12 protein-coding genes are annotated in these 12091 nt (G+C 43.7%); 2 read left to right on the top strand and 10 right to left on the bottom strand.

The window, feature by feature from the left end; all coding sequences use genetic code 11:
- Positions 1 to 10: 10 nt before the first annotated feature.
- Positions 11 to 1087 carry a DNA polymerase IV gene (gene dinB / locus AC3CH3_RS03675; RefSeq protein ID WP_488537764.1) on the bottom strand — a complete coding sequence of 359 codons (1077 nt, stop codon included), beginning with the start codon at positions 1085 to 1087 and terminating at the stop codon, positions 11 to 13.
- A 164-nt stretch (positions 1088 to 1251) separates the two neighbouring features.
- Between dinB and AC3CH3_RS03670 the strand changes: the two genes are divergently transcribed.
- On the top strand, positions 1252 to 2490 hold the full coding sequence (locus AC3CH3_RS03670) for a GGDEF domain-containing response regulator (protein ID WP_488537763.1): 1239 nt from the start codon (positions 1252 to 1254) through the stop codon (positions 2488 to 2490).
- A gap of 135 nt (positions 2491 to 2625) precedes the next feature.
- Here the strand turns inward: AC3CH3_RS03670 and nqrM are convergent, their stop codons facing one another.
- The 9 genes from nqrM to bolA form a co-directional block, all read right to left on the bottom strand.
- Entirely contained in the window at positions 2626 to 2880 is a 255-nt protein-coding gene (nqrM, locus tag AC3CH3_RS03665) for a (Na+)-NQR maturation NqrM (RefSeq protein WP_009848378.1), read from the bottom strand.
- 16 nt (positions 2881 to 2896) lie between these two features.
- The gene (locus AC3CH3_RS03660) at positions 2897 to 3901 is read right to left on the bottom strand and encodes an FAD:protein FMN transferase (RefSeq protein ID WP_048607978.1); all 1005 of its coding nucleotides are present in this window, start codon (positions 3899 to 3901) and stop codon (positions 2897 to 2899) included.
- 174 nt (positions 3902 to 4075) lie between these two features.
- Positions 4076 to 5302 carry an NADH:ubiquinone reductase (Na(+)-transporting) subunit F gene (gene nqrF / locus AC3CH3_RS03655; protein WP_010439056.1) on the bottom strand — a complete coding sequence of 409 codons (1227 nt, stop codon included), beginning with the start codon at positions 5300 to 5302 and terminating at the stop codon, positions 4076 to 4078.
- A gap of 29 nt (positions 5303 to 5331) precedes the next feature.
- Positions 5332 to 5928 (bottom strand): NADH:ubiquinone reductase (Na(+)-transporting) subunit E, encoded by a 597-nt coding sequence (nqrE, locus tag AC3CH3_RS03650; RefSeq protein WP_009848375.1) that lies wholly within the window; start codon positions 5926 to 5928, stop codon positions 5332 to 5334.
- A 7-nt stretch (positions 5929 to 5935) separates the two neighbouring features.
- A complete protein-coding gene (locus AC3CH3_RS03645; protein WP_008223083.1) occupies positions 5936 to 6568 on the bottom strand; it encodes an NADH:ubiquinone reductase (Na(+)-transporting) subunit D in 633 nt (210 codons plus the stop codon).
- Complete coding sequence (locus AC3CH3_RS03640; protein ID WP_004735209.1) at positions 6568 to 7335, bottom strand: Na(+)-translocating NADH-quinone reductase subunit C; 768 nt, start codon at positions 7333 to 7335, stop codon at positions 6568 to 6570. Before AC3CH3_RS03640 ends, AC3CH3_RS03645 begins: the two co-directional genes overlap by 1 nt.
- The gene (locus tag AC3CH3_RS03635) at positions 7325 to 8569 is read right to left on the bottom strand and encodes an NADH:ubiquinone reductase (Na(+)-transporting) subunit B (protein WP_010439046.1); all 1245 of its coding nucleotides are present in this window, start codon (positions 8567 to 8569) and stop codon (positions 7325 to 7327) included. Before AC3CH3_RS03635 ends, AC3CH3_RS03640 begins: the two co-directional genes overlap by 11 nt.
- Positions 8570 to 8574: 5 nt before the next feature.
- The gene (locus AC3CH3_RS03630; protein ID WP_488537762.1) at positions 8575 to 9915 is read right to left on the bottom strand and encodes a Na(+)-translocating NADH-quinone reductase subunit A; all 1341 of its coding nucleotides are present in this window, start codon (positions 9913 to 9915) and stop codon (positions 8575 to 8577) included.
- A 521-nt stretch (positions 9916 to 10436) separates the two neighbouring features.
- Positions 10437 to 10745 (bottom strand): transcriptional regulator BolA, encoded by a 309-nt coding sequence (gene bolA, locus AC3CH3_RS03625; RefSeq protein ID WP_004737616.1) that lies wholly within the window; start codon positions 10743 to 10745, stop codon positions 10437 to 10439.
- Positions 10746 to 10919: 174 nt separating this feature from the next.
- On the opposite strand from bolA, the gene AC3CH3_RS03620 reads away from it, so the two are divergent.
- Positions 10920 to 12071, top strand: coding sequence for a methyltransferase (locus AC3CH3_RS03620; protein WP_488537761.1), 1152 nt, complete (start codon positions 10920 to 10922; stop codon positions 12069 to 12071).
- Positions 12072 to 12091 lie beyond the last annotated feature (20 nt).

Here is a 12091-nt window from a genome sequence, read left to right as displayed (position 1 = left end):
ACGCCTTCCCCTAAAAGAAACTCAACTGACGCATTTGGTCTTTGGGTTGCAGCATTACGCTTAAACCAAGCAGGCGTATTTCTCGCCCCTGTTGTCTTTTCAGTATTTCACTTAGCAGTTCTTTGAAGTGTTCACGATCGAGAGAGGCTTGGATGTGCTCAATCGTGGTTTGTTGAAAGTCGGCGAACTTGAGCTTAATGCCCTGCTTGATGATCGCTTTACTTGGGCTAGCCTTTTCTAAGCGAGTCTCGAGTTCAGGAAATAGCTTGTCTTCGATTACCTGCCAACATTCTGCGTAGGTTGAAATATTTTGGGTAAAGGTGCGCTCTACGCCTACCGATTTTCGCTCGCGCTCGATGATAACTTCTCGATCATCAATGCCATGACTGCGCTTCCAGAGTGATGCACCTTGGCGGCCAAACTTGAGTAGCAGGTCTCGATAATCAGACTCTTTGATATCCTTGCAAGTAAAGAAACCCGCTTGATGCAACTTTTCAATACTCACCTTGCCGACACCGGGAATCTTTTCAAGTGGTAGCTCATCAATCACTGATTGCACGTCCTGTGGAGGGATAACAAACTGACCATTTGGCTTATTCAGATCCGAGGCCACTTTCGCCAAGAATTTAATCGGCGCAATTCCTGCAGAAGCGGTCAGGTTAAGCTCATTCCAGATATCACGGCGAATCGACTCGGCAATCAGAGTGGCCGAACCATGGCACTGCTTAGAATCGGTGACATCAAGGAAAGCTTCATCCAAGGAAAGAGGTTCAATGATTGATGTGTATCGAGAGAAGATTTCACGGATCTTTTTAGATATCTCGACATAGACCGACATTCTTCCCGGCACAACCAATAGATTAGGACAAAGTTGTAGGGCCTTTCCGGTAGGCATTGCAGAGCGAACACCAAACTTGCGGGCTTCATAATTACAGGTGCTCAAAACGCCGCGTTGCTTTTCATGCCCACCAACAGCTAACGGGCGATTTCGGTAAGCAGGGTTATCACGCATTTCTACAGCCGCGTAAAAACAATCCATATCAACATGAATTATTTTTCTTACTTTTTCTTCACCCGCGCTACACATCTAGGAATTACTCAACCTTACAACTGTATCTATAAACAGTATAATCCAATTATTATCAGATTTAAAACGATCTCGAGTCCAGCTAAAGAGGTTTCGCTTCAATAGCCATGAGCTCTTCTGATACTATTGTTAACGAGTATTTAGTCTATAAGTAGGGACCGCTTGTGAGTGAAAAAATACTAGTAGTGGAAGATAGCCGAGCATTCCGCAACTACCTGTACCAACAGCTTAAAAATAGCGGTTATGAGGTAACAGTTGCTGAATCGATTGCAGAAGCAAAAAACATCTTGGAACAAGAGACGGATTTCTTGTGTGCCGTATTGGATTACTGCTTACCTGACGGGCAAGACGGTGAGATCATAGATCTCGTCTTAGGCTATCAACAGAAAATAATTGTTCTGACCGGGATGTTCGACAATCAACTGCGAGAGCAAGTCCTAGCCAAAGGCGTTATCGATTACATACTTAAAGACAGTATGTCATCAGTAAGCTACCTACTCCCTCTGGTTCAAAGAATTTCGAATAATCGCCACCACAAAGCATTGGTAGTCGATGATTCAGCGGTCGTTCGCCGTTACATAGCTCAACTTCTAGAACACCAATATATCCAAACAATCCAAGCCGAAGATGGCGAACAAGCATTAAAGCTTCTTCATAACGACCCCGATATTACATTCGTTGTTACAGACCATGATATGCCGAAGAAAGACGGTATAGCGATGATCCGTGAGATTCGACGCGATCACGACAGAAACCAGTTGGCCATTCTAGGATTATCGGGCAGTGATGATCGTACTATGACAGCGCGATTCCTTAAAGCCGGTGCCAACGATTTCCTTTACAAGCCTTTTAACCAAGAAGAGTTTTTCTGTCGAATCCATCAACTGCTTGATATGAAAGAAGCGGCCAATGAGCTGTTTCGACATGCCAACGAGGATGCTCTTACTGGCTTATGGAATCGTCGCTACCTGTTCAATCATCCTTGTAAAGGCTGCGATCAACGAAACATCGCGATGATGGATATCGACTTCTTTAAGAAAGTGAATGATACCTTTGGCCACGATGGTGGTGATGCCGTGCTGATCGATGTAGGGAAAATTATCAAAGATCATTTCAAAGACGATGTCGCTGTGCGCTTTGGTGGCGAAGAGTTTTGTATTCAGTCATGCGGTGCATTTGAGAGCTTTGTTGACAACTTAGAGTCCATGAGAGAAGCAATTGAAAGCCACGTTGTTGAGCATGACTCTCAAAAAATCAAGGTAAGTATCAGTATCGGCGTAACCGATTTAGACGCGAAGTTAGATGAACAGATCAAAGCCGCTGATGAGCTTCTTTATACGGCAAAAGAGCAAGGTAGAAACCAACTAGTGTTTGCGCGCAACAGCATGCAAATCGAACAATAGTCATTCGGTTTTGTTTCCATCGTTAATCAGCCAAGGTAAATGACTAAGCCTTAAAACCAAAAAAGCTCAAGACGATAATCTTGAGCTTTTCAATTTAAGGGCATAGATAACTCTACCCCTTATGACTGTCACCAATTAAGCGATACGGTCTTTACTCCAAGCCGCTTCTTTTTGTTGACGCTCAGCCAGCTTCTCTTCACGGTAAGCTTCACGTGCTTCACGCTTCTTACGCGCGTCACAAGGTTCAGGGCAGTTACATACTTTATCAATACCAACAGCACCCAAACCGCCACAGCTACCTTTCACAACTTTCTTTTGGATAATGTAGCCAATTGACATCGCTGCGATTACTGCAAGAAAAACACCAAATGTAATCAGAAATGTATTCATAATTATCTCGCTTACCTTATTTACCTAAGTATGGCTTAAATGCTTCAGAAGCAATTTCTTTAAAGCCATCTGCTGTTTTTACCACCATGAACACTGGAATGTTATGTTGGTTTGCGACTTCCATTCCTTTTTCCTCACCTAAGACCATAAGGCCAGTAGATAAGCCGTCTGCAGTCATTGAAGACGGGTTTAAAACAGTCACAGAAACCACTTTATGATGAAGGGGCTTTCCTGTTTCTGGGTTGATGATGTGTGAGTAACGAACACCATCACGCTCAAAATAGTTGCGGTAGTCACCAGACGTTGCGATCGCCATATCACCAGGTTCGATGATCTCTTGGATGTTGCGCTCGTCAATACTTGGCTTTTCGATGGCAATACGCCAGCCTACACTTTCGCGGTTAAGGCCTTTTAAACGGATTTCACCGCCGACTTCTACCATGTAGTTGTGAATACCAATTGAATCAAGGTAATCAGCAACAACATCAACGCCCCAACCTTTTGCAATGGTTGACAGGTCAACATACAAATTAGGCAAATCTTTAGTTAGCTTGTTGCCTTCAACGCTCAAGTGGTGAATACCGACTTTAGCTTTACGAGCAGCAAGCTCTTCATCTGATGGAACTACTTCCGGACGCGCTTCAGGACCAAAACCCCAAAGATTAACTAATGGACCAACCGTAACGTCCAACGCTCCTTCAGTAAGACCGTTCAAACGAATGGCTTCTTTCACAACAATAGCGGTTTGTTCAGAGACTTCGAATGCGTCCGCGCCTTTGTGTTGGTTGAAACGGCTCAGCTCTGAATCTTCACGGTAAGTCGACATTTGATCATTCACTTCTTCAAGTAGACGATCGATCTCAGTATGAACTTCATTAGACTCAGGAAATTCATCACCATTGATGTATTTAATATTGTAACTGGTACCCATAGTCGGGCCACTTAAATGCACTTGCTCTCTTGCCTGCTCGCAGCCCGCAAGAAAAATCAAAGAAGTTAATGCAACAAGCCAAATTCTCACTTGCTTACTCCTGTCTAATGTTGAGGATTTATATAAGGAAAAATAAGAGTAAAAAATAGGTATTTTGAATGCCTTACTCTTTCTTATATAAGCCAGTATGTTGTCAAAAATAGTCTTAGAAAAACAAATGGCTGACTCGTGAGAGTCAGCCATAATATCAATCACTTAAATGGATTAACCACCGAAGTCATCTAGTAGGATGTTTTCATCTTCTACACCAAGATCTTTCAGCATGCCGATAACAGCCGCGTTCATCATTGGTGGACCACACATGTAGTACTCACAGTCTTCAGGAGCTTCGTGATCCTTCAGGTAGTTTTCGTACAATACGTTGTGGATGAAGCCTGTGTAACCGTCCCAGTTGTCCTCTGGTTGAGGATCAGACAGAGCACAGTGCCACACGAAGTTCTCGTTTGCAGCCGCTAGGCCATCGAAATCTTCAATGTAGAACATCTCACGCTTAGAACGTGCACCGTACCAGTAAGACATTTTACGAGTAGAGTTAAGACGCTTAAGTTGGTCGAAGATATGTGAACGCATTGGCGCCATACCTGCACCACCACCGATGAATACCATTTCATTGTCTGTGTCTTTAGCAAAGAACTCACCAAATGGACCAGAAATAGTACATTTGTCGCCTTCTTTAAGAGACCAGATGTATGAAGACATCACACCAGGAGCTACATCAGGGTTATTTGGCGGCGGAGTTGCGATACGCACGTTAAGCTTGATGATGCCTTTCTCTTCTGGGTATGAAGCCATAGAGTAAGCACGGATCGAATGCTCTTTAACGATAGACTCGTAACGGAACAAGTTGAACTTATCCCAGTCACCACGGTATTCCTCAGGAATATCGTAATCTGCGTATTTCACGTGATGTGGTTCAGCTTCAATCTGAATGTAACCACCCGCGCGGAACGGAACTTCTTCACCTTCAGGGATAGCTAGAGCCAGTTCTTTGATGAAAGTAGCTTCGTTGTTATTCGAGATAACAGTACATTCCCACTTTTTAACACCAAAGATATCTTCGTCTAGTTCAATCTCCATGTCAGTTTTCATAGCAACTTGACATGCAAGACGTTCGCCTTCGCGAGCTTCGCCTTTTGTGATGTGATCAAGTTCAGTTGGAAGGATGTCGCCACCACCAGACTTAACTTTTACACGACACTGACCACAAGAGCCACCGCCACCACAAGCAGAAGATACGAAGATACCAGCGCCAGCTAGGGCACCAAGTAGCTTGCTACCAGGTTGAGTAACGATCGCCTTTTCAGGGTCGCCGTTTACTGAAATAGTGATGTCACCTGATGGTACCAGCTTAGACTTAGCGAAAAGAATCACTAGTACTAGAGCCAATACAATAATGGTAAACATCGCTACGCCAAGAATAATGCTTTGCATTTGTTATTCCTTATTACCGGGTGCTTACCCTACAGTTGAACACCAGAGAAAGACATAAAGCCTAACGCCATCAGACCAACAGTAATGAACGTGATACCAAGGCCACGTAGACCTGGAGGAACGTCAGAGTACTTCATCTTCTCACGGATACCCGCAAGAGCAACGATAGCTAACATCCAACCCACACCAGAACCGAAGCCGTAAACAACAGATTCAGCAAAGTTATAGTCACGAGTTACCATGAAAGATACACCACCAAAGATTGCACAGTTAACTGTGATCAGTGGAAGGAAGATACCTAGTGCGTTGTACAAAGGTGGGAAGAAACGGTCTAGAACCATCTCTAGGATTTGCACAAGTGCCGCGATAACACCGATGAATGCGATGAAGTTAAGGAAACTTAAATCGACACCTTCAACAAGCGCGTTTTCTTTTAGGATGTGTGTGTAAACAAGGTTGTTTACAGGAACAGCGATTGTAAGTACTACAACTACCGCAACACCAAGACCAAAAGAAGTTTTAACTTTCTTAGATACCGCTAGGAATGTACACATACCTAGGAAGAAAGAAAGCGCCATGTTTTCGATGAAAATCGATTTAACTAGCAGACTAATATAATGTTCCATGACTACCTTACCCCTTCGCTTCTACTTGTTCTGGTTTGAACACACGAATTGCCCAAATCAAGAAACCAATTAGGAAGAATGCAGAAGGTGCTAGAAGCATCAAGCCGTTTGGCTGATACCAACCACCGTTGCTCACTAGAGGTAGTACTTCCATACCAAATAGTTTGCCAGAGCCTAGAAGCTCACGGAAGAAACCAACAGTGATAAGAACGAAACCGTAACCAAGACCGTTACCAAGACCATCGATTAGAGATGGGATTGGTGCAGACTTCATTGCGAATGCTTCAGCACGACCCATTACAATACAGTTAGTAATGATTAGGCCAACGAATACAGATAGCTGCTTAGAGATATCGTATAGGTATGCTTTAAGCACTTGGTCTACCACGATTACTAGTGATGCGATAATTGCCATCTGAACGATGATACGCACACTGTTAGGAATGTGGTTACGGATCAAAGAAACGAAGAAGTTAGACAGAGCAGTAACAAACATTACCGCGATAGTCATAACAAATGCTGTTTCTAGCTTAGTGGTTACCGCAAGAGCAGAACACACACCAAGAACCTGTAGCGCAATTGGGTTGTTGTCCAACACCGGCGCTAAGATGCTCTTTTTAATTTCTTTTGCACTAGACATTAGTTCAGACCTCCGTCACGAACTTTTGCTAGGAACGGACCAAAGCCCATATCACCTAACCAGAAGTCAAATGTATGTTGAACACCAACGCTAGTCAGTGTTGCACCAGAAAGGCCATCTACACCGTGCTCAGAACCTTGAGGAGCGCCACCTTTAACAACCTGAATAGCAGGCTTGTGGTTTTCGTCGAATAATTTCTTACCAACGAATTGAGCACGCCAAGTTGGGTTCTCAACTTCACCACCAAGTCCAGGAGTTTCACCTTGCTCGTAGTAAGTGATACCAGAAACTGTGTTGCCATCAGTTTCTACCGCAACGAATGCGTACATCATTGACCATAGACCGTTACCGTGAACAGGGATGATAACTTTAGAAGTTTCAGCGCCATCTTTCACTAGGTATACAGTACCCGTGTTAGCACGACGAATGATCTTAGCGATGTCATCTTCAGCTGAAAGCTTGATTGACTGAGCTGGATCTTTTGCCGCTTTACGTTGGTCGTATGCAGCAGCGTCGCCGTCAACGAAATCGCCAGTAGCGAAATCAACTAGACGAGGTTCAATGTTCTCTGCGTACAGTGCTGGAATATTACCCGCAAGTTCAATGCCCGCAACTTCAAGGATCTTAGTTTGCTGATCCAGAACTGCGTTAGCTTGTTGCTTAGGTTTAAGAACAACTGCAGCTGTTGAAACGATGATTGAGCACACTAAGCTCAATGCGATAACAACAAACAGCGTCTTTTTAATGCTATCGTTATTACTTGCCATAGCGCGCTAGTCTCCGCTTAATGTTCTTCTCGATTACAACGTGGTCAAACAGAGGAGCAAATAGGTTTGCGAATAGGATCGCAAGCATCATGCCTTCTGGGTATGCAGGGTTAACTACACGAATCATTACACACATTGCGCCGATTAGGATGCCGTACCACCACTTACCACCATTGGTAAATGACGCTGATACAGGGTCTGTTGCCATGAAGAACATACCAAATGCGAAGCCACCTAGAACTAGGTGCCAGTGCCAAGGCATGCTGAACATTGCGTTAGTGTCAGAACCGATCACATTAAACAATGTTGATACAGCAATCATACCGATCATAACACCAGCAATGATGCGCCATGAAGCAATGCCCATGTATACGATCATTGCAGCACCGATCATAAGTGCAAGCGTTGATACTTCACCGATAGAACCTGGAATGTTACCAATGAATGCGTCCATCCAAGTGATCGTCTCACCAGATACCGTGTTCATTAGCGCGCTACCACCGCCTTGAGCCCATTGGCTAAGCGCTGTTGCACCAGAGAAACCGTCAGCTGCAGTCCAAACTACGTCACCAGAAATCTGAGCAGGGTATGCAAAGAATAGGAACGCACGGCCAGCAAGTGCAGGGTTTAGGAAGTTACGACCCGTACCACCAAAGATCTCTTTAGCAACAACAACACCGAAGGTAATACCTAGTGCAGCTTGCCATAGAGGAAGTGTTGGCGGAACAATAAGCGCGAACAAGATAGAAGTAACAAAGAAACCTTCGTTAACTTCGTGCTTACGCACCATACAGAACAGTACTTCCCAGAAACCACCAACGATAAAGACCGTCGCGTAGATAGGTAAGAAGTAAGTCGCACCCAAGAGCATCTTACTGCCCCAACCTGCATCGGCTCCTAAGGAGGCTCCAAGCATTTCGGTTAGCCAGTAGTGCCAGTTACCATCAATGATAGAAACTAGTTCTGCACCTGAATACATGTGGTTTAGTGCTGCAATAGCTTGACCACCTGCGTTGTACATACCCCAGAACATTGCTGGGAATACCGCAAGCCAAACCATGATCATGATACGTTTTAAGTCAACGCTATCACGGACATGCGAGCTTTTCTTTGTAACTGTACCTGGTGTGTAGAAAAGTGTTGCTGCAGCTTCGTAAAGCGCAAACCACGTTTCGTGTTTACCACCTGGTTCAAAATGATGCTCGATGTCTTCAATAAACTTTTTAAGGCCCATGAAAATTACCCTTCCTTCACAATTGTATCTAGGCATTCACGAAGTAACTGACCGTACTCGTACTTACCAGGACATACAAAGGTACACAGTGCTAAATCTTCTTCATCTAGCTCTAGCGCACCAAGTGCTTGTGCACTATCAACGTCGCCAGCACATAGATCGCGAAGCAGCAAAGTAGGCTCCATATCTAATGGCATTACTTTCTCGTAGTTACCAATTGGAACCATAGAGCGATCACTACCGTTTGTTGTCGTTGTCATGTTGAACAACTGACCTTTAAACACATGACCAAGGAATGAACGAGTAACAGAGAACTTGTTCTTACCAGGCATAGCCCAGCCAAATAGCTCTTTATCACGACCTTCACGAAGAACCGAAACCTGTTGATGGTAACGGCCAAGGTAAGCATGTGGACCTGAAGCGTGAACACCAGATAATACTGAACCTGAGATCAGGCGAACTTCACCTGGCATCAACTCGCTGTCCGTCAACTCTTCAAGGTTAGCACCAATTTGAGTACGAACTAGGCGTGGGTTATTAACTACTGGACCAGCCAGAGAAACAACACGCTCAGAGTAAATCTCACCAGTAAGGAACAACTTACCGAATGCGATAACGTCTTGGTAGTTAATGCTCCACGCTACATTTTGTGCATTTACCGGGTATAGGTAATGCATATGCGTGCCTGCAAGACCTGCAGGGTGTGGGCCATCAAAAACATGTTCTTCAACGTTAGACTGAGCTGAACGAGGCAAGCTAGTACCTTTTTTACAAACGTACACTTTACCGTTAGTCAGAGTTGAAAGAAGATCTAAACCAGCAACGAAAGCATCAGACTGCTCGTTAATGATTAATTCTGGCTCAGCTGCTAGCGGATTAGTATCCATAGCAGTAACGAAAATAGCCGGAGTTTCAGAATCAACTGCTGGAACCTTGCTGAACGGACGAGTTCGCAAAGCGGTCCATGCGCCAGACTCAACTAACTGAGCTTTAACCGTTTCACGGTCAAGACTTGCTAGTTGGTTAGCTTCATAGCTATTGAACGTGATTTGCTCATTGCCTGCTACTTCAATCACTACTGATTGAAGTACACGCTTAGCACCACGGTTCACTTCAATAACTTTACCGCTTGCTGGAGAAGTAAATACAACACCTGGGTTCTTTTTATCTGCAAAAAGAACTTGGCCTTTCTTCACTTCATCACCAACGCGAGCATGCATCGTAGGACGCATACCAACGTACTCTTCGCCAAGCAAGGCGACTTTAGTGATGGACTTACCATCATTAATCACCTGGGATGGAGTTCCTGCGATAGGAAGATCCAAACCCTTCTTTATTGTAATCATACGCACTTGCACTACTTTATCGGGAAAAAGATTCTTTTAATTGCGTAAATTCAGGACGTTTTAAAATCGCCCTTAGACACGACATTACAGTGTCCGGTTTTGGTAAATTTGAGATACCAAAATCGCAACATTACATTAATAAATTCACCATAAAGATTATGTGAGATTTATCAGGTGCCGTATTCTAGCATTTTTTGACAACTTGATGCCATGACCAATAACTTGAATACGGCCTATATTTGGTGAGATTTGAAGCATATGGACTCTAAAATATGTATAAATTTGACGAGCCGCACAGATAAAATGGCTTTTGAATCGTGTTTTAAACAAGAGATTAATACTCTGTCACAAACTCATATTTTTCGAGTTATGTTGAAACACTGTTAATAAAAACACTACTCGTTGTGGGTATTTTCAACCGCTCGATTTACCATCAGTTTGAGTGATATAACAACGAAAAACAGATGTATTTGGCAACAAAAAAGGTGGCATCGCCACCTCTTCTATATTCGATTACTCTACTATTTCCCACCGCCCATACACATCGGGCTATCTGGCACGTTATCTAGCTGCTTCAACCATTCATCTTTTGTATAAGTGTGAATGGACAGTGCGTGAATATTGTTCGCAAGCTCTTCTGAAAGAGCTTTATTTACCGCTCGATGACGAGCAATAAGGCGTAAACCTTCAAACGCATCGCTGACAACAATCACTTTAAAATGACTCTCAGAACCGGCCGGAACATTGTGCATATAGCTCTCATTGATCACGTTTAAATGACTTGGTGAAAACTCATTGTGCAATTTTGTTTCGATAACTTCTTGGATCATTGTGATTCCTTTATAACGTATTGGCATTATCCGTGGGGTGAGTATAAACCCTAATAGGTCGAGTGTCCGAGTATTTAATAGCGAATGGCATAGGTTTGGTTGAGTTTTATCTATCTTGTTCAGGCCGCATTTGAGACAATATCTTTGTTATTTCTTACATAAGTATCTCAAGCAATGAAAACCGAACTTACCTTTCACGACAGAACTTTGACCTTACATCGTTTCCCAAAACGTTCAAATGAAACCCTTCAAGCTTGGGATGCGGGCGACGAATACCTGATCAGTCATGTTGAAGAGATGAATCTTGAACCTGGCAAACACATCCTGATCATGAACGACAGCTTTGGTGCCCTATCCGCTTGGTTCTCGAAAGATCATGATGTCACCATGATGAGCGACTCATTTATTTCTCATCGCGGTGCGCTAAAAAACTTACAGCGTAATCAATGTAATCGAGTCAACTTTTTAAACACCATGGATGATATCCCGCACGGTATCGACCTTGTGATCATGCAACTACCAAAGACCAACCGCCACCTTGTATGGCAGTTAAGTCAGTTACGCCAAGCATTGCCTGAAGGCTGCCAAGTGATCGGTGTCAACAAAGTCAAAGAGATCCACACCTCTACACTTAACCTTTTCGAGAAGTACCTAGGCGAGACCAAAACCTCGTTAGCGAAGAAAAAGCACCGCTTGGTTTTCTCTTCTCCAAATTGCCAACCTGTTCAAACGGTAGAGCCTTTTGTGGAGTGGGATGTAGACGGTGAAGATATCCGCCTGAAAAATTTACCAAATGTTTACTCAGGGGAAGCACTCGATCAAGGCGCTCGCTATATGCTAGAGCATATCCCTCAAGATCCAGAGCTGCGTCATATCATCGACCTAGGCTGTGGCAACGGTGTATTGAGCGTAAAAGCAGGGCAATTGAACCCACAAGCTCGTATTACCTGTGTGGATGAAAGCTTTATGGCTGTGGAGTCAGCACGCCAAAACGTCAAGGATAACCTTGGTGAAGACGGCAACTTCCAGTTCATCGCCAACAACTGTTTAGATGGCTTTAAGAAAAACAGCACCTACTTAGTGATGTGTAATCCTCCGTTCCATCAGCAACAAGCGATTACTGATCACATTGCATGGCAAATGTTCTGTGATGCAAAGCATGTTCTTAGCAATGGAGGCAAATTAATTGTTATTGGCAACCGACACCTCGGATACGATGTCAAACTAGCGAGACTATTTGGTGAAGCTAACGTTGAAACGCTTGAACTAAACCAAAAATTTGAGATATTACAAGCAACAAGAGAGCCTGCGAATTTTAATAAATAAGCAGAAACGACTTCACAAGA

The sequence above is a fragment of the Vibrio sp. QJM3NY_35 genome, from assembly GCF_057785915.1.
Note: the sequence above shows the minus strand (reverse complement) of the source record. Positions and strands in the feature narration are given on the sequence as shown.